The organism is Streptomyces cucumeris (genome assembly GCF_024295805.1).
GTDB lineage: Bacteria > Actinomycetota > Actinomycetes > Streptomycetales > Streptomycetaceae > Streptomyces > Streptomyces cucumeris.
Genome location: NZ_JANCLX010000013.1, coordinates 16,936 through 35,185 on the forward strand (window position 1 = coordinate 16,936; position 18,250 = coordinate 35,185).

Below are 18,250 nucleotides of genomic sequence, written 5' to 3' on the forward strand. Positions count from 1 at the left end.
TCCTTCCCCTAGTCCATGGGCAGCGCGTAGACGCCACGCCCGTCGACCACGACCGCCGTATCGTCCGTGAGTGCCACCCTGCGCCGCCGCGGCCCTGCTCCGCCGACATCGGTGAAACGCCACAGCAGCGAACCGTCCGCGGCGTCGAAGGCGTCCACCTCGGCATCATTGGCCATGAGCACCCTTCGCCCCGATGGGCTGACGAGTGTGTCGGGAGTGTCCGGCGCCGCCGCGGTCTCCAGGGCGAACCCGTAGGCACGTTGCCAGCGGACCGTTCCCGTGCGGGCCTCGACGGCGTGCAGCGCGTAGCCGCCGTCGGCGACGTACGCCGTCTTCCCGTGGACGTACGGCAGGCCGAAATCCGTGAGGCGGCCCTTGGCGTCCTTCCCGAGCGACCGGAGGGACCACGCGCTCCGGCTGCCGTCGAGGGGGTCGTAACCACGCAGGGTGCCGGCGACGGCCGCGATCAGCGTGCTGTATCCGTCGCTGGTGACGAACCCTTCCGCCGCCACGCCCCGGTACACCCGCTGCCAGAGCCGCTTCCCGCTCTCGCGGGCCAGGGCGATGGCCCGTCCGCCGGCTTTGCCACCACCGTCCATGACGAGCAGCGCATCCTTCAGCAGATGTCCACTGGCGATTTCCCCGGGCAAGGTGCGGCGCCAGGTCTCTGTGCGGGTGTCGATGTCGAAGGCGACCGCGGCCTGGCGGTCACCCGTCACCGTGAACCAGGCCGTGGCCCCGTCCACCGCCAGAAGGCGTCCGAACACGGCCCGAGCACCGTGCCGGTAGTCCTTGCTGCGCCAGCGCACCCGGCCGGTCGGCGCATCCAGCGCCACCAGTCCGTCCCCCGGGACGAACAACGTCTCCCCGCCGGTCGCCCAAGGTGCCCCGGCGGGACGCAGCCCGTCACGTGTCCACAGCCGCTTGCCGGTGCGCAGATCGATCCCGTGGACCGCTGTCTTCCCCGTCAGGACCACGACCCTGTCCCGCCAGACGAGAGGGGCGTAGAGGGGGGCCGCTCCCCCGATGTCGTGCCGCCAACGAGGCTGGGGCGGCGCTCCCTCGGCGCGGCGGCGTGAGCGATGGGCGGCGGCGAGGCGTTCGGCGGGGGTCGGGGGAGGCGGGTCGTCGGGCGCCGTCGCAGCCCAGGTGACACCGGCGCCCACCGCGACGCCCGCGGTGCCGCAGACGGCGCCGACGAGGAGCCCGCGCCGCGACGGACCGGTGGTTGTCGACGGCGGCTCGGCGGACCGCGGCGGCTCTCCACTGTCGCCGGGTGTCGCAACCCCCTCCGCCGGTTGCGGAGAAGGCTCCCGCTCGGCCTCGACCTCGGCGTCCAGCACCGCCGAGGACTGTTCCGACAGTGCGGCGATCACTCGCCCCGGCAGCCAGCCCGGCCCCAGCAGTGCCGCGGCCGGACTCACCGCGCCGCTGTCCTGGACGGTCGCGCTCCATCCCGCGGGACGCATGCCGACCGCGGACGGGGCAGCGGGGTCACCGACGCCCCCACCACGGGCCAGTTCCTCCAGCAGTGCCTGAGCGGTCGGCCGGTCCACCGGGTCCGGAGCGAGACAGGCTCCGAGAACGTCCCTCAGTTCGTCCGGCAGCGAGGCCGCGTCGGGCTCCAGCCGACCCGTCGCCGCGTACGCCAGGACCGCGCCCAGCGAGAAGACATCGCCCAGAGGGCGCGGCCGCCCGCCCGAACGCTGCTCCGGCGGCAGTACGGCGAGGGTCACCCCCGGCAGGTCCGCCCGCACCTCACCATCCGGCCCCGCCGCCCGCACGGCTCCGAATCCGGCGAGCCGTGGCCCGTCCCCCGCAACGAACACGGTGTCCGGTGCGATCCCCGCGTGGGACGTGCCGGTGGTGTGGATCCAGACCAGTGTCTCGGCCAGGGCGGCACCGAGCGCGCGCACGGTGGCGGCGGGCAGCGGGCCGCCGTGCGCCTCCAGTGCGGCGGGCAGCGGCAGCATGGGCAGATAGGGCGAAGCGCACCACGGTGGCTCGGCGGGCTCTCCCGCGAGTTCCACGACCGGAGCGAGCCAGCCGGGCGGACTGCTGCCGGCCAGCAGATGGGCCCGTTCCGCCTCCGCCAGGAAGCGTCCGCGACCGTCCCGGTCGTCAGCGGAATCCGGCAGCGGCGTGGTGAGCACGACCGTCCTGGTGCCGCCCGCGCCGCGGGCGATGAACTGCCGGGCCGTCACCGTGAACTCGCCCGTCCCCCGGGTCAGTCTCGCGATGAGGTGGTAGGGGCCGATTTTCCGTGGATCGTCCGTGGTCAGCGGTTCCACACGTGGGCCCTGCCTCCCCCGGGAGGACTGAACCTCCGGTCAGCCACTGGTCATGCTCCGCGCCGCGCTGTAGACGTCCAGCACCGCGAGGCACAGCGGCACCAGGGAGAGCAGGAAGGCGCTCTCGGCGAGGTCGGACAGACGTCCCCAGAAGGGGGAGACGCCCACCCGCGGAATGATCAGGGCGATGGCGACGAGCAGCGCGGCGCCCGCCGTCACAGCCGCGGCGAGCCAGATCGTCCGTACCTCGAGCGGGCCCTGGTCGTTCTCGGTGATCAGCTTGAGGACCGCGTCGGCGGGCGGGTTCAGGGACATCCCGAGCACCAGCAGGCCGAGGGAGACCAGACCCGCGCCCAGGACCGAGACGACCTGGGCGGAGTAGCGGAAGAGCCGGGCGCGCAGCAGCATCGCCAGACCCCCGGCGAGCGCCAGCAGCTGGCCCCACATGCTGTCGGAGAAACCGAGGACCGCGGAGGAGCCCACGACGACGGCGGAGCAGCCGCCGACCAGTCCGAGCAGCATCTCGTGGCCCCGGCGCGCCTGGGCGGCAACCCGCTCGGCGTCCAGCGGCTCGGCGGTCTGCGGGGTGACGGGGTCCAGGCTCTCGTCGGCCGCCGAGTGGGGCGGGGCGTAACCGATGGGGAGACGGGCCACGCGTGCCGACAGACCGGGCAGGAAGGCGATGGCACCGATGGCCACCACGGAGCAGACCGCCGCGGTCTCGGTGGGGCCGGTCTCGGTGAGGATCGCGCAGAAGGTGGCCAGGGTGCCGACGCTGGAGGCGAACACGGCCGCGACGAACGGGGCGTCACCCCGCGGCATGGCGGCGACCAGGGCGACCGAGGCGATGAGCACGGTGGCGCAGCCGAGCAGGAACTGGAGGCGGCCGACACCCTCCCCCTTGTCGAGGGCCAGCAGTCCGGAGCCCGCGATCATGAGGTGTGGCAGGGCGCCGAGGCCGAGCGCGACGGCGGAGGCGCGGTCGTCGTAGACACGCGCCCGTACGCCCGCCAGGGCGGTCAGCACCAGCCCCACCGAGCCCGCGATGATGCCGGGCAGCCCGTGCATGTCGTGCCGGAGCGGATCGGCGTACCAGAGCACGAAGCCCATGAGGATCAGCAGGAAGGAGCCGCCCGCCAGACCGGCGGCGCGCAGGAAGCCGTCCTGCCACAGGGTGCGGTCGCGGGTGACGGCCGAGGCGATGGCGTCGGAGACGTCGTCGTAGACGGCGGGCGGCAGCGACTCGGCGAACGGCCGCAGCGACAGCAGCTCGCCGTCCAGCACCTGTTGGGCGACGAGTGAGCGCGACCCCTCCAGCACCGTGCCGTTGCGCCGCACCAGGTGGTATCCGGTGGGGGCGCCCGCGGCCTGGGTCTGACCGGTCAGCCGGAGGATCTCGGGGTAGACGTCCGCGACGGGTACGTCCTCGGGGAGGGCGACGTCGATACGGCTGTCGGGCGCGACGACAGTGACTCTGCAGAAACCGGTCGTAGCGGACGTACTCACTTTCGGGGCCCCCTCGTTCGGTCTTCTGCCTCGCTCGATGATGCGCGCGGCGGCCACCCTACCCGGGCCATCACGCTGATACGTCGATAGGATCGCTGACTCGCGGAGGGAGGCCGTCGCCACGGGGGTGCCGGACGAGAACTGTCCCTGCCGCCTGGAGGGATGAGGGATCCGGTGAGCCAGGTCGTCGTGAAGCGCCAGCCACGGGCTCTGCCGCCCGAGGTGCCGACCGAGGAACTCCGCCTCGAACCGCCGCCCGAGCTGCCCCGCGGGCAGCAAGAGGGCATGTTGATGCAGATCCTGCCCACCCTGGGCATGGCCTCGTCGATGGTGTACTTCTTCATGCCTGGCGCCGCGCCGATGATGAAGATCATGGGCGTGATGATGATGTTCTCCACGCTCGGTATGACCATCGCGATGGTCATCAGGTACCGGCGGGGAACACAGGGGCAGATGGCGGACATGCGCCGCGACTACCTCAAGTACCTGGCGCAGACGCGCCGGACGGTGCGGAAGACCGCCCGCCTGCAGCGCAGCGCGCAGTACTACCTGCACCCCACCCCCGACCAGCTGTGGTCGGTGGTGGCCGAGGGCAGCCGGGTGTGGGAACGGCGGCTGAGCGACGACGACTTCGGCCAGGTGCGGATCGGGCTGGGCGCGCAGCAGCTCTCCACACCTCTGATCGCCCCCGACACGGCGACCATCGAGGACCTCGAACCGCTGACGGCGGGCGCGATGCAGCAGTTCCTGGCGGCCCAGGGCTCGCTGGACGGTATGCCGATGGCGGTGTCGCTGCGGGCCTTCTACCACCTCACCGTCTCCGGGGTGCCGGAGAGCGTGCACGGGTCGGCGCGGGCGCTGGTCGCCCAGCTGGCCACGCTGCACTCGCCGGAGGACCTGGTCATCGCGGTGGTCGCGGCGCCCGCCTCGGCGGAGCAGTGGGAGTGGACCAAGTGGCTCCCCCATCTGCAGATCGCGGGCGCGGTCGACGGGGCGGGCTCCCGGCGGCTGTTCGGCGATTCGCTGGCCGAGCTGGAGGAGCTGCTGAAGCCGCGGCTGGAGGGCCGCACCCGGTTCAGCCGGGACGCCCAGCCCGCCCTGGACCACCCGCATGTGGTCGTCGTGCTCGACGGCGGCATCGTGCCCCCGGACTCGGCGTTCGCGGCGGCCGAGGGCCTTCAGGGCGTGACCGTCATCGAGGTGGTGCCGGGCGAGCTGGAGGAGCCGCGCGGCGGTCTGTCGATCCAGGTCCGGCCGGGCAAGCTGCAGCTGCTCTCGCAGGTCGCGGAGTACGACGGCGTACCGGACACCCTGTCCAGGGAGGCCGCCGAGGCGCTGGGGCGGCAGCTCGCCCCGCTGCGCATGGGCGTCGGCGACGATGACGAACCGCTGCTGGCCAATCTCGACTTCACCGATCTGCTGGGCCTCGGCGACGCCGGTTCGGTCGATGTCTCCCGCACCTGGCGGCCGCGTTCGCTGGCCGAGCGGCTGCGGGTGCCGATCGGTATTGCCGAGGACGGTTCGCCGGTCATGCTGGACCTGAAGGAAGCCGCCCAGGAGGGCATGGGTCCGCACGGTCTGTGCGTGGGCGCGACGGGTTCCGGCAAGTCCGAGCTGATGCGGACCCTGGTGCTGGGCCTTGCGGTCACCCACTCCTCGGAGACCCTGAACTTCGTGCTGGCGGACTTCAAGGGCGGCGCCACCTTCGCGGGGATGTCCGACCTTCCCCATGTCGCCGCGGTCATCACCAACCTCGCCGACGACCTGACGCTGGTCGACCGTATGCGCGACTCGATCACCGGTGAGCTCCAGCGCCGTCAGGAGCTGCTGCGGGCGGCGGGCAACTACGCCAATGTGCACGACTACGAGAAGGCGCGCGCGGCCGGTGCCCCGCTGGAGCCGGTGGCCTCGCTGGTCCTGGTCATCGACGAGTTCAGCGAGCTGCTGACGGCCAAGCCCGACTTCATCGACATGTTCATCCAGATCGGCCGGATCGGCCGTTCGCTGGGTGTGCACCTGCTGCTGGCCTCGCAGCGTCTGGAGGAGGGACGGCTGCGCGGTCTGGAGACCTATCTGTCGTACCGGATCGGTCTGCGGACGTTCTCCGCGGCGGAGTCCCGCACCGTCCTGGGCGTCCCGGACGCCTACCACCTGCCGTCCATCCCCGGTTCGGGCTATCTGAAGTTCGGCACCGACGAGATGACGCGCTTCAAGGCGGCGTACGTCTCCGGGGTCTACCGCACCGGTGCCCCGCAGATCGACGGCAGCGCGCAGCTCCCGATCGAGCGCAAGCCGGTGCTGTTCACCGCGGTCCCGGTGCCGGTGAGCTACGCCGCCCCGGACCCGGCGGCCCTGCTGGCCGCGGCCTCGGCGCGGTCGGAGGAGGACGACGCGCTGGCCGAGACGGTCCTGGACGTGATCGTGGGCCGGCTGGAGGGCCAGGGGCAGCCCGCCCACCAGGTCTGGCTGCCGCCGCTGGACAAGGCCCCGTCGCTGGACGAGCTGCTGCCGTCGCTGCAGCCCTCGGCGGAGCGCGGGCTGCAGTCGGCGGACTTCGCCCGGCCCGGCGGTCTGGTCGTTCCGCTCGGCCTCATCGACAAGCCCTTCGAGCAGCGGCGCGACATCCTCTACCGCGACTTCTCCGGCGCCGCGGGCCATATGCTGGTGGTCGGCGGTCCGCAGTCCGGCAAGTCCACCCTGATGCGCACGCTGATCGCGTCGTTCGCACTCACCCACACCCCGGCCGAGGTCCAGTTCTATGGGCTCGACTTCGGTGGTGGCGGTATGAGCACCGTCGCCGATCTGCCGCATGTGGGCGGGGTGGCCTCGCGGCTGGACCCGGAGAAGGTGCGGCGGACGATCGCGGAGGTGGCCGGGATCCTGGCCCGCCGCGAGGAGTACTTCCGCGCCCAGAACATCGACTCCATCGCCACCTACCGCCGCCAGCGGGCCAAGGGGCTGCACGCGGACCAGGGCTGGGGCGATGTCTTCCTGATCGTCGACGGCTGGGCCAACTTCCGGTCCGAGTACGACATCCTGGACGGCGTGGTCACCGACATCGCCGGGCGCGGTCTCGGCTACGGCGTCCACGTCATCATCACCGCCTCCCGCAACATGGAGGTCCGCGCGTCTCTGAAGGACCAGCTCCTCAACCGGCTGGAGCTGCGCCTCGGTGACACGATGGACTCCGAGTTCGACCGCAAGGTCGCGGCCAACGTGCCCGTGGGCGTCCCCGGCCGCGGTCAGCTCCCGGAGAAGCTCCACTTCATGGGCGCACAGCCGCGGATCGACGGCGGCAGCGACCCCGAGACCATGACGGACGCGACGGCCGATCTGGTGCGCGCGTCGGGCGCCGCCTGGACCGGCCCGCAGGCCCCCCGGGTCCGGCTGCTGCCGCGCCGGCTGCGGGCGGATGAACTCCCCAAGGGGTTCGAGCAGCCGCAGCACGGCATCGCGATCGGTATCGACGAGACCAACCTGGAGCCGGTCTTCGTCGACTTCGAGACCGACCCGTTCTTCCTGGTCTTCGGTGAGAGCGAATCGGGCAAGACCGCGCTGCTGCGTCTGATGGCGAAGCAGATCACCGAGCGGTACAGCCCGGACGAGGCCAAGATCGTGGTCGGCGACTACCGCCGCTCACTGCTCGGCGCCATCCCGGATTCGCATCTGCTGGAGTACGCGCCGATCGCCTCGGCGCTGGAGCTCCACGCCAACGCGCTGAACGGGCTGATGGAGCGGCGTGCCCCGAAGCCGGACATCACCCCGCAGCAACTGCGCGACCGCAGCTGGTGGAGCGGACCCCAGTTCTTCGTGATCATCGACGACTACGAACTGGTCTCCACCAGCAGCGGCAATCCGCTCGCCGTACTCACGGAGAATCTCCCCTTCGCGCGGGACGTGGGGATGCGCTTTATCATCGCCCGCAGTTCCGCGGGTTCCTCACGCTCGATGTTCGAGTCCTTCATGCAGCGGGTGAAGGAACTCGGGGCCCAGGGCATGGTGTTGTCCGGCGATCCGAGCGAAGGCGACATTCTGGGCGGAGTCCGGCCCCGGCCGATGCCTCCGGGCCGCGGTTTCTTCGTCTCCCGTAAGCGCGGAATCCCGCTGACCCAATTGGGATGGTTGCCCGACCAGTAACAATCCCCCGTAACAGTCATGTAAGAGCGATATCAAACAGGGTTCACCGGACCGCACATCCTTGTTACTCTCGGCGCCACATCAAGGATGTGTCGGTTCGTCAGCATGTCCCTTCCCCCGGCGACGGGCCGGCGGCCATGAAGACGGCCGTCCTCCATCATCGTGCAGCTCAGCACCTTGAGGCCCATCACGGGGGAAACATGACCTTCGACAAAGAGTGGGGCGAACTCCGCGCCAGCGCGGCCGCAGAACAGCGGACCGTCCATACGCGGCTCAATCAGACCGATCCTCCCGGCCCGCTGATTCCCGGGCTTCCCGACTTCTCCACCTCGTCCTCCAAGAAGAAGGCGGCGGTGAAGGCGCTGGAGGACCACGTCCAGCCCGAGACGAAGACCGCCGGCGAATGCCCCGACACGGCCTCGGAGACGGCGCAGAAGGAATTCAAGGACTGGGCCACGGGATCCGGTATCACCGACGCGCTGAAGGGGTGGCACGCATCGGTCAAGGCGCTCCAGGACCGGCTCGCGGCCGAGAAGGTGGCACTCAGCACGGCCCGTAAGTCCTTTCTCCTCCAGGACCAGGCCAACGGCGGTCTGTTCCTTCCCCTCCTCCCTGACCAGGACGGAAAGTACCCGCCGAACACGCCCTATTCGTCCGGCATCTCGCAGTACGGGGTGAAGTAAGTGCTCACATATCACGACGTCATGAACACGGACTTCACCCTCCTGGAGAAGGCCGCCAAACAATGGGACGAGGCGGCCAAGAAGTTCGAGACAGCCCAGGGGTCCTACAACTCCGGAGTACGGCCCGTCGGCCTCGGCGGAACCTGGAACGGTGCCGCCGCCTCGGTCGCCCTGCCCACGATGGCCGTGACCTACGACCAGTTCCTCGCCGCGCCGAAGGAGGCGCGGGCGATCGCCTCCCTGCTGCGTGACGCACATGACCAGTTCGTCCGGCTGCACTCCGAGCTGACGTCGGTGGTCGCGGAGGCCAAGAAGGCCGGAATGGCCGTCAGTGGCGACGGTCTGGCGCGCTACGACTTCAGCGACTGCACGGAGCAGGAGAAGTTCTCCATCCAGCACGACCCGGACCTGAAGGACACCGTGGCGGCCTGGAACCAGCGCATCTCCCAGGCCGTGAAGGCGGTCGACGACGCCGACCAGGGAGCCAAGCTGGCGCTCAAGGCGGCCGTCGAGCACCCCGACAAGCCCGGCGCGGCGAACGGCTTCAACGCCGGCGCCCAGGGCGACATCGAGAAGGCCGAGGCCAAGGAAGCCACCGACCTGTCCAAGAAGCTGGCCAAGGACGGCAAGCTCAGCGCCCAGGACATGGAGGAGATGCACCGGCTCTTCCGTGACAACCAGGACCAGAAGGCGTTCAGCCAGACCTACCTCGCGGGACTGGGCCCCGAGGAGACCGCCAAGATCAACTACAAGCTCAGCGGTCTCGCCCATGGTGATGCCAAGCAGGACATCCTCGCCGTCCAGCAGGGCATGGCCATGAGCATCGCCAGCGCCACCAAGAACCCCCAGGACTCCTTCTACGCCTCCTGGCGCAAGGGCCTGAAGGAGATGGGCGACAACCGCGTCAACGACAGCAAGACCAACCCCCTCTACGGCTACCAGTCGTTCGTGGACCTGATGACCCACGGCAAGGGGTACGGCAAGCAGTTCTATAAGGACCTCGGCGACGACATCATCGCCACCGAGAAGGATCACCCCGACATCTGGACCAAGTGGGGTGCGGGGCACAAGGACATCGCCACCGATCCGCTCGACAACATGCTCGACATCATGAGCAAGCAGCCCGACGCGGCCACCGACTTCTTCCAGCGGGACGCGGACGGCAAGAACGAGCGCATGCAGTACCTGCTCAAGGACCGCGACTGGCCCAAGTCGGCCACCGCGACCGCCTACGGCCTCCACACCATGGACCTCTTCGAGAACCGGATAGGTCTGGGCAACGCCCTCGAAGCAGCCGCCACCGGCGATCTCCCGGGCTCCAAACACGCTCTCGGCGGCCACACCGAGGCCGAGGCCCGGGTCATGCAGGACACCATCACCATCCTCAACCAGGGCGACAAGGGCGACTCGCCCCCGGCCAACCTCCGGGGCAGCCTGGGCCGGATGCTCCAGGACTACACACCGGACACCCACGAGATCCTGGGCGGCACCAACCCCGAGTACACCCAACTCCACAAGGGCGATATCTGGAAGGACGACAAGGGCGTCCACATGGACGTCTCCCAGGAGCACCTGATCCGGCTGATGCGGGGCGTCGCCGACGATCCCGCCGCCTACTCGGCGATGTACCAGGCCGAACGTCAGTACGCGGCGGACTCGCTGGTCAGGACGCCCTTCGCCAACGAGGACGCCCGCAACCACGCGGTGAAGGACACCGCCACGATCTACGGCTCGTACGACGCGATCAGCTCCGACGTCATCTTCGACAAGCGGGACAAGGGCGTCCAGTGGGCGCGTGACGTCAACCACCACGTCAACTCGTCGATCGGCGCGGTCCTCAACTTCGTGCCCGAGAAGTCGATCCCGGCTGTCGACGCCGGTCTGCGCCTCGTCGACTTCGCGATGTACGACTGGACCAAGGAACAGATCGCCGAGGCGAACGCGGCCGCGAACCATGACAACCGGCAGAACTTCACGGTCGGGCGGGGCCAGGTGGACAACCTCGTCTGGCAGTGGGGCGGCCAGCACGGCCACGGCCCGGACGCCGGCGACTACATGATGCGCGAGCTCATCAACGACAGCCACGGGGCGCACCAGGACGGCCGTAACCAGGCGTACGTGTACCTCGACCGGGACAAGTAGCCGTCAGCCAAGACGAATGGGGTGGACGACCGTTACGGGTCGTCCACCCCATTCGTGGGTGGTGCCACTGTCAGAACGAGATGTCTTTGAAGAGATTCGCGTTCTTCTTGTCCGTGGAGTGGTAGTCCATCTTGCCCCTGCGGACCTTGGTCGCGACCTCCTTCAAGGTGGTCTCGATGTGGTTGGCCCGCACGTTGAACTGCTTCTCGGCGGCCAGCATCATCTCGTGCGCCTCGCCCTCCCAGCCGGCGGTCACCTTCTTGACCGCGGCGAGGATGTCGTCGATCTGCTTGCGCACCGCTGCCGCACCGCGCTCGATGTCACCGGCGGTGTCATCGAGCGAGTTGTACGTGACCTTGATGTCCATAGGGTCGCCGGACATTCATGCCCCCATTCCTGATGAAGTCTTGATCGTGCCCAAAGTCTTTGTGTCCGTGCCCGTACCGGGCGCCCGTGTCGCGCCCGGCCGGATCAGAACCCGTCGACCTTGCTGTGAGAGAGCCCGTCCGCGCCGTGACCAAGGTTGCCGCCCGCCTTGGCGCCGTTCACGTCGATCTTGTTCAGCTCGGCGGCGATCTCACCGTCATTCGCACCGCTGGACCGGTGGGTGAGCTCCACCGCCTCGTGGATCCTGACGATCAACTGGCGCAGCGCCTCGTGGTCCTCGTTCAACGAGGTCTGCACCTGCTTGAACTTCGCGGCACCCGTACCGGTCCACGCCGACTCGACTGTGGCGACGGCGTTGATCAGGGTGCGCAGGTTCGTGGAGAGCCCCTGGCTGACGAGACCGAGGTCGGACTCGAACGTCTTGAATGCTGCGTCACTAATCCGCTGAGAGCCGGACATGTTCCACCTTCCCCCATGAAGTGTTGGTGAGTCGGGATGGGTTTCCGATTCAACTCACCGTTCAATTCCTACATTTCGTAGGCCGTACTGACAACCCCTCGCCCTTTGCCAAAGCCGTCACAAAGTGCCATTTCGGCGCCTCAGCACGGCGAAGGCGGCTGCGCCCCCGACCACAACGGCGGCACCGGCCCCCAAAGCGATCCACAGCGTGGTGTTTCCACCGTTGTCGCCGTCGCTTGCCTTGGTCTCCTTATCAGGCTTCTGGGCATCTTGCTCGCCCTGCTTGCCCGAGTCGGAACCGGATGACTGCTGCTGAGATCCAGCGTCCGAGGACTTAGACGCAGAAGGGGAGGGGTTTGGTTTCGTTGCGCCCTCACGGGCGAGCAACGGATTGGTATTGGCCGGACCCGGATCGCCCTCACCGTCAAGGAGGACCTTACGGGGGCGAACGGATCCGTATCCGACATAGCTGCTCGGGATGTCGCCGGTCTTCGGCTTTGCTGCCGTCTGCATCATGACCCGGAGGACCTGGTTGTTGGTCCACTTGGGGTGCTTGGCCCAGATGAGGGCGGCGGAGGCGGAGGCGATGGCGGTGGCTTGGCTGGTGCCGCCCGACATGCACGTCCCCTCGGAATCGGTGCAGCGTTCGGCGATCTGGTCACCGAATGCCGTCAAGCCGACATAATCACCGGTGGTCGAAAACTCGGCGGCTTTGCCCTGGCGGTCGATCGCGCCGATCCCCACAACGCCAGAAAGCGCCGCGGGGAAAGAACGAAGATTGCCCTTGTCCCCGTCGTTCCCAGTGCCCGCGAAGATCAGACTCCCCTGCTTGAGGGCGTAGTTCACCGCTGATTGAGTGGCATCGTAGTATTCACGGAGACCCTGGGCTGCTAGTGAAATATTCAGGACCCGCGCTCCGTGATCGACAGCGTAACGAATAGCCTTCGCCATTACCGAACCCGAGGATTCGGTTCGCGTGTCAATCATTTTGGCAGCAATCGGCAAGATCTTGGCTTCCGGCGCCAAGCCTTGGACGCCGCCACCTGCTCCCGTGCCAGCGATCAGGCCCGCCATGTTTGACCCGTGCCCACTTGAATCTCGATGTGGGTTCCTGCCCTTACGGGAAGCGTCTGCGCCTTTCAGCAACTGACCGCGCAACTCGGGGAGGGATGCGTCGACCCCCGAGTCAATAACGGCGACGGTCACACCCTTCCCTTTGCTCACCTTCCACATCTGCTCAGCCCTCATGGCGTCCAAGTGCCATTCTTTCGAGCTGATGTCCTCTGCAACGGCTACTGGTGCAAGACCGCTCATGACCACAAGACCGGCCCCCAGAAGTGCAAGGACCGACAAGGAACGCCTAGGCGCTCCGTACTTTCGAAATGGCATGGGTGAGTGTTCTCCTCGGCCTTGCACCAGCAGCTATCGCATCAGTCGATCACCGGCGGGACGGTGTCGCGCCGCCCTCCGGTCCAGGTCTCTTCATCTTCCTGGAGGTAGTCGGGCCTGGTTCCGTTCTGGTCCTGCCGGTCACCAGGGCGCGGTGCCCCGGTGCGCGGCGGAATCACTCCGGGCGTCTGGGCATTGCGCACCAGTCCCGAACCCCCGGGAGTGAACTCGGCCCGTCCCTTGCCCGATGCGCGCGGGCTCCCGGTGACCCCTCCCGGCTCGGAGGAGACACGCCGGGCACCCGAGCCACCGGGACCCTGCGGGCCCCCCGAGCCCGGATGCGCCCCGGTCCCCATCGGACCACGCACCATCCCGCGCTCTTCTCCCACAACCGTGGTCCGCGGCAAGCGCTGACCGTTCGCCGGTCCCTTTCCATTCGGGCGGTCGACGATGCCACCGCGCTCGGAGGCGAGGCGTCGTCCGGGAGGAGTGGTTCCAGGCGTAGTCGGATTGGTGTTCACGGGGTGGTATCCCCCGCCCATCATGTTCCGCCCCATCAGGGGTCGCTCTTGCCCGACCACAGGGTTCTGCGGAAGCCGGGGAACAGGTCCCTTGGGGTTCGGGCGGGACAGACCGGTGATGCCGTCTCGCGGTCCGACACGAGGTGGGATGATCGGCCGCCCACCTGTCGTCGGCCCGGGAGGCGTTCCGATGGGCCCTCGAATGGGAGGGGTCGGGGGTCCGCCCCGCAGAGTCGGGGGAACATTCGGCATGCGATTGGTTCCCGGAGGCGCGGTACGCCCCGGAGGCAAGGTCCGGCCCGGTGGCAGGGTACGACCGGTCGCCGGCAGCACGGGGCCCGGGGTCGGGAAGGGACCCGGGCCGGGGGTGCGCTGCTCCGGTCCGACGGGCGGTGTCGAAGGAAGGCTCGGCCGGTCCACGCGATCGACCGGGGGTGCGGGCGTCGTTGAGTCGATGTTCGTACCCGTCACCGGAGGGGCGAATGCACCGCCTACCGAGCCAACAGGGTCGGAGCCAGGGGGGCTGATTGGCGTGACGTGCCCGCCCTCGGGCGAGTGGTTAGCGGTGCTGAACGACTTCGGTGAAACGGTTGCCCCGTTTCCCCCCGTGGAGGAAGGACCATCGGCGCTTCCTCCACCGCCGACAGGCGTCTCGAAGTCACGGATTTCATCACCGCCGGTCCCAGGCGGCAGCGTCGGGAAGTTCGGTGCCTCAAGCGCCGAGATATCCGTGTGAGCTGTCCGGTAGTAGGAGTCCAACCGGTCCATCGCCTTGAGGGCTTCCTGGCGGTCGCGCTCCTCCGTCTTCTCCTGTGCAGGAGAAAGGTCTTTGGTTTCGAGTTTCCCTGGGGTGTCGATGACTTTCTGAGTTTCGATCAGGCCCTGGCCAGCCAAACTCAGGTTGGAGCCGACGAACATGGTGTAATCGGCCATGAGCCGCGTCTGCTTGACGAGCTGCGCACTCCACCTCTTGAAGGCGGTCGCGCCCTCACCTTCCCATTCCACCCGATGGGCGTGGGCTGCGAGCTCGTTGGCAAGCTCATTGAGTGGCGTGTAAACGTCACCCAGTGCCGCCCCCACATCCGTCAGCTGGGACGGCTTCGCGGTAGCGATCATGTTGAACAGGTCCGCACGGCTGAGGCCGTCAAATTTACCCGGAGCCATCTACTTCTTCCCCCTCACGCGCCGCCGTCCTCGACTTCGTTGTCCCCATGCTTCCCGCCGTCACCGTGCTTGGGAGCGTCGGGATCGCGATAGTACTTCTCCGTCCGTTCCGCGATCTCACGCAACCGAGCCTGATGCACCCGGCGCAGTTCACGTGCCTGTTCGGAGTCCTCGTTGATGTAGTTCTTGTCGGCCTGGAGGGCCATCAGACCGAACGCTTCGACCTGGTCGTTGAAGGTCTGCCACATCGTGGTCAGGTTGGTATGGATCTTCTCGTACAGGTTGGCCAGGTCATCGGCAGATGTGAACTGAGGACCCGAACCGTAGGCGTCCCGGGTGATGGACTGCTCCGCGATCTTCTGCTTCGCGGCCGGCGTTTTCTCGAGTTCGGTCAGTACCTTGTCGATCCGCTCCTGGAGCTTGGTGAGCGCCTCCGACTTCTTGACCAGCCTCGCGCCGAATGGCGTCTCGGGCACATCCCCCGGCTCTACTGGCCTCACCGTGATCCTCCCCGTTCCCCGTATGACACCAACGATGTCCTACGCCACTCTAGCCACTCGACCTGGACACCCCAACTCCCAAGTAGCGCAGTTCACTCGACAGTTCCGTAACAGTCCCCCGCCCCGGCGAACGTTACCGAGCAGACCACATCCGGGCCTGAGTACGCATACCTATTTCGCGGCCCGGCGGCGCCTCCGTTCGTTGAGGGCGGTCGCGAGGCCCGCGGCGACCGCGACGAGGACGGCGGCGCCCCCGAAGACATAGGTGGCCAGGCGTTCCTTGCGTTCCTGGGGGGTCTCGCCGACCGTCAGGGGGGCGGCGTCCGGGGAGTCGACGTCGGCGTCGGCGCCCTTGTCGAGGGTGACGCGGTCGATCGGCGCCTCGTCCTCGGTGAGGGCGCGGACCGGGTCCACCACACCCCAACCCACCCTCGAGTCACGGTTGTTGATGGAACGCTCGGCGGTCTGCTCGATCTGCGCGACGACCTGGTTCTGCTTCCACTTGGGATGCTTTGCCCGGATCAGGGCGGCGACGCCCGCGACGTAGGGGGCGGAGAAGCTGGTGCCGTTGTCGACGCATTGGCCGCCCTTGGGGACGGTGGAGACCATTTCGACGCCGGGCGCCGCCACGTCCACGAAGTCACCGGACTGCGAGAAGGCCGCGCGTTCGTTGTTGCGGTCCGAGGCGCCCACGGCGAGGACACCGTCGTAGGCCGCGGGATACGTCTCCCGCAGCTTTCCGTCGACGCCGTCGTTTCCGGCGGAGGCCACGACGACGACGTCCTCGTTCAGGGCATTCCGGACGGCCTGCTGCAGCTTGTTGTTGGCTCGGAGCGGCTTGATGGTGTCCTGGGAGATATTGATGACCTGGGCATGCGCGGCGACCGCCTTGTCGATCGCGGTGGCCATGGTGTCGGTGGTCCCGGATCCCTTTTCGTCGTTCTGGCGAATCGGAATGATCCGCGCTTCGGGGGCGATTCCCACGAATCCGGTATCGGGGTGGGGACGGGCGGCGATGATGCCCGCGACCTTGGTGCCGTGGCCGACCACGTCGTCGGTGCCGTCGCCCTTCTTCCCCTTCTCCATTCCCTCCTCGCCCGCTGCCTCCTCCTCCTTCTTCTTTTTCTTGCGAGGGGGGAGGACCTCCGTGCCGAGTCCGGCGTCGACGGCTTCCCTCAACTGGTCGTTGGAGTTGTCCACGCCGGTGTCGATGACCGCGACCCGTACCGGGCGGCCGTCCTTGTCCTTGCCCTTGGTGTCCTGCCACAGCTGGTCGAGCATGACCCGCTGCAGCGACCAGGGGGTGCCCTTGATGGGTTTGGCCGGATAGGTGCACTCGCCGTTGCCGGCCAGCGACATGACCGCGGCCGGGGAGGGCGCGAGGGGGCCGCTCGCGGCGGAGAGTGCCGTCAGGGAGACCGCGGCCGTCAGGGCCAGGGATCGGGTGACGCGCCCATCGCGTCGCTGGGAATTCCTCATGGCCTCAGGACCCCTGCGGCTGCCGGGCGCTGTTCTTGTCCAGCCGCGGCCCACGGGGCAGGAACTCGGACCAGGTGTCGGGCACCGGCACCGGATCGACCTCCTTGTAGCCGAGCCGCTGCTTGGCCTCCTCGGTGCCCTGCTGGGCCGCGCCGGCCGCGGACTCGGCGTCCGCTTCGGCGCCGATCTTCGACTTGCGGGCGTCGCTGTCGTTGTTGGTCTGCACGGAGTAGCGCAGACCGGTGTCGGTCACCAGAAACACCAAGCCGTCCTTGGCCTGGTGACCCTTGAGCTGGCGGTAGAGGACCCCCGAGCCGGGGGTGACATAGGCGCTGGTGGCACCGTCCGGGATGGTGGCCGGGAAGTCACGGCCCGCCCAGGTGGCCTGCTTGGGAACGCCCTTTCCGCTGACACCGCGCAGGATGCTGCAGCTGGTGTCACGGGCGCCGCTGCCGAGCTCGGGGTCGACGGAGTTGGCCTGCTCGGGGATTTCCGCGGGCCACTTGTACGCGCCGTAGAACTCCTCGCCGTCCGAGGTGAAGGTCGCCGCGTTCACCTCCTGCGCATGCCCCTTCTGACCCGTGTCGATCAGATCCCTGCTGTTGAGCAGCAGCTTGGCGACGAAATCCGATACGCGCTGCACCTTGCCCCGGAGCACCACGTACTTCTGGGTGTCGGTGCCGGTCGACACCTCCAGGACCATGCCGACCTTGTTGGCCTTCTCCCCGAGGCTGGGCACCCCGGCGTCGGCGCCGATCGTGCCCGGGATCTCGGGGAAGGTGATGGGCTTGCCGTCGTGGAAGGTGCGCAGCCAGTCGTTGGTCACCCGCTGCGGTGTGGCGCCGTCGTCGAAAACGGTGCGCAGCAGCAGGCTGTAGGCGTCGGGATCGGTCTTCTTGAGGTCGGGGCCGCCGATGAGGTACTTGGTGCCCTTCGGGTCGACGAGGTAACGCGCGCCGTCCTGGCCCTGCGCATAGAGGGCCTGACCGCCGTGCAGCGCCTGCGAGCCGTGCAGTTTCTTCAGCTTGGGGTCGCGCTCGGAGAAGACGAAGGCGGCCTTCTGAGTGGTCTTCCCGTTTCCGCCCGGCTGGACGCAGACCGCCCATTCCTTCTGCTTCATCGCCTCCTCGGCCGGGGGCAGCCGGTCCGGGGCGTAGGGAATGCCGATCGTCGGGCCGCGCGGGATATGGCCGTTGTCGAGTTCCGACTCCTTCACCTTGACGATGCTCGACTTGTCCGGGTCGAGCAGCAGTTTGGCGGAGGCGAAGTTGAGGACGGGGTGGAGCTGGACCTTCCCGTCGGTCTTGAGCACGACGTAGCGGGTGGTCGAGTCACTGCCGACGACGACGTGCGCGGCGACGTCGTCCCAGCCCTTGGGGGCCACCGGTTTGAACATGCCCCAGGCGCCGAATCCGGCGAGGATCAGGGCGCCGACCACCACCCCGGGGAGCACCGCGCGCAGCGGGCGCGGAGCACCTTCCTCGGTGCCGCTCGGTGTCGGTTGCAAGAAAGCGGCGACTGTCCGCTTCTTCGCAAAGATGTAGGCGTTGAGTTCATCCCGCCGTGATGCCATGGTTAGCCGCTTCTCCCCG

General features: G+C 68.3%; 11 protein-coding genes. 3 read left to right on the forward strand and 8 right to left on the reverse strand.

Translation table 11 applies throughout. The annotated features are described in order from the left end of the window. Positions 1 to 8: 8 nt before the first annotated feature. Together NMK44_RS20090 and eccD are read right to left on the reverse strand one after the other, a co-directional pair. The gene (locus tag NMK44_RS20090) at positions 9 to 2,291 is read right to left on the reverse strand and encodes an outer membrane protein assembly factor BamB family protein (protein WP_254745021.1); all 2,283 of its coding nucleotides are present in this window, start codon (positions 2,289 to 2,291) and stop codon (positions 9 to 11) included. Between the two features lie 39 nt (positions 2,292 to 2,330). Continuing rightward, a complete protein-coding gene (eccD, locus tag NMK44_RS20095) occupies positions 2,331 to 3,797 on the reverse strand; it encodes a type VII secretion integral membrane protein EccD (RefSeq protein ID WP_254745023.1) in 1,467 nt (488 codons plus the stop codon). Positions 3,798 to 3,971: 174 nt separating this feature from the next. Between eccD and eccCa the strand changes: the two genes are divergently transcribed. The 3 genes from eccCa to NMK44_RS20110 all read left to right on the forward strand — a co-directional run bounded on the left by eccCa (position 3,972) and on the right by NMK44_RS20110 (position 10,759). Beyond that, positions 3,972 to 7,934 carry a type VII secretion protein EccCa gene (gene eccCa, locus NMK44_RS20100; RefSeq protein WP_254745025.1) on the forward strand — a complete coding sequence of 1,321 codons (3,963 nt, stop codon included), beginning with the start codon at positions 3,972 to 3,974 and terminating at the stop codon, positions 7,932 to 7,934. Between the two features lie 200 nt (positions 7,935 to 8,134). Continuing rightward, positions 8,135 to 8,617 (forward strand): hypothetical protein, encoded by a 483-nt coding sequence (locus NMK44_RS20105; RefSeq protein WP_254745027.1) that lies wholly within the window; start codon positions 8,135 to 8,137, stop codon positions 8,615 to 8,617. A 21-nt stretch (positions 8,618 to 8,638) separates the two neighbouring features. Next, complete coding sequence (locus NMK44_RS20110) at positions 8,639 to 10,759, forward strand: hypothetical protein (protein ID WP_254745029.1); 2,121 nt, start codon at positions 8,639 to 8,641, stop codon at positions 10,757 to 10,759. Positions 10,760 to 10,829: 70 nt separating this feature from the next. Here the strand turns inward: NMK44_RS20110 and NMK44_RS20115 are convergent, their stop codons facing one another. The 6 genes from NMK44_RS20115 to eccB all read right to left on the reverse strand — a co-directional run bounded on the left by NMK44_RS20115 (position 10,830) and on the right by eccB (position 18,231). After that, positions 10,830 to 11,141: a WXG100 family type VII secretion target gene (locus NMK44_RS20115; protein WP_254745031.1), complete on the reverse strand. Its 312-nt coding sequence runs from the start codon at positions 11,139 to 11,141 to the stop codon at positions 10,830 to 10,832. A gap of 89 nt (positions 11,142 to 11,230) precedes the next feature. Then, positions 11,231 to 11,605: a hypothetical protein gene (locus NMK44_RS20120; RefSeq protein ID WP_254745033.1), complete on the reverse strand. Its 375-nt coding sequence runs from the start codon at positions 11,603 to 11,605 to the stop codon at positions 11,231 to 11,233. A gap of 117 nt (positions 11,606 to 11,722) precedes the next feature. Next, on the reverse strand, positions 11,723 to 12,919 hold the full coding sequence (gene mycP / locus NMK44_RS20125; RefSeq protein ID WP_254745035.1) for a type VII secretion-associated serine protease mycosin: 1,197 nt from the start codon (positions 12,917 to 12,919) through the stop codon (positions 11,723 to 11,725). A gap of 1,774 nt (positions 12,920 to 14,693) precedes the next feature. Then, on the reverse strand, positions 14,694 to 15,155 hold the full coding sequence (locus NMK44_RS20130; protein WP_254745037.1) for a DUF2563 family protein: 462 nt from the start codon (positions 15,153 to 15,155) through the stop codon (positions 14,694 to 14,696). A 195-nt stretch (positions 15,156 to 15,350) separates the two neighbouring features. Further along, positions 15,351 to 16,658 (reverse strand): type VII secretion-associated serine protease mycosin, encoded by a 1,308-nt coding sequence (gene mycP, locus NMK44_RS20135; protein WP_254745039.1) that lies wholly within the window; start codon positions 16,656 to 16,658, stop codon positions 15,351 to 15,353. A 4-nt stretch (positions 16,659 to 16,662) separates the two neighbouring features. Continuing rightward, positions 16,663 to 18,231, reverse strand: coding sequence for a type VII secretion protein EccB (gene eccB / locus NMK44_RS20140; protein WP_254745041.1), 1,569 nt, complete (start codon positions 18,229 to 18,231; stop codon positions 16,663 to 16,665). Positions 18,232 to 18,250 lie beyond the last annotated feature (19 nt).

Bases quoted from the DNA above. Each gene is read 5' to 3' on its own strand.
- eccB (WP_254745041.1), bottom strand. From the start codon at position 18,231: ATGGCATCACGGCGGGATGAACTCAACGCCTACATCTTTGCGAAGAAG.
- NMK44_RS20105 (WP_254745027.1), top strand. From the start codon at position 8,135: ATGACCTTCGACAAAGAGTGGGGCGAACTCCGCGCCAGCGCGGCCGCA.
- NMK44_RS20115 (WP_254745031.1), bottom strand. From the start codon at position 11,141: ATGTCCGGCGACCCTATGGACATCAAGGTCACGTACAACTCGCTCGAT.
- NMK44_RS20110 (WP_254745029.1), top strand. From the start codon at position 8,639: ATGAACACGGACTTCACCCTCCTGGAGAAGGCCGCCAAACAATGGGAC.
- NMK44_RS20120 (WP_254745033.1), bottom strand. From the start codon at position 11,605: ATGTCCGGCTCTCAGCGGATTAGTGACGCAGCATTCAAGACGTTCGAG.
- mycP (WP_254745035.1), bottom strand. From the start codon at position 12,919: ATGAGCGGTCTTGCACCAGTAGCCGTTGCAGAGGACATCAGCTCGAAA.
- mycP (WP_254745039.1), bottom strand. From the start codon at position 16,658: ATGAGGAATTCCCAGCGACGCGATGGGCGCGTCACCCGATCCCTGGCC.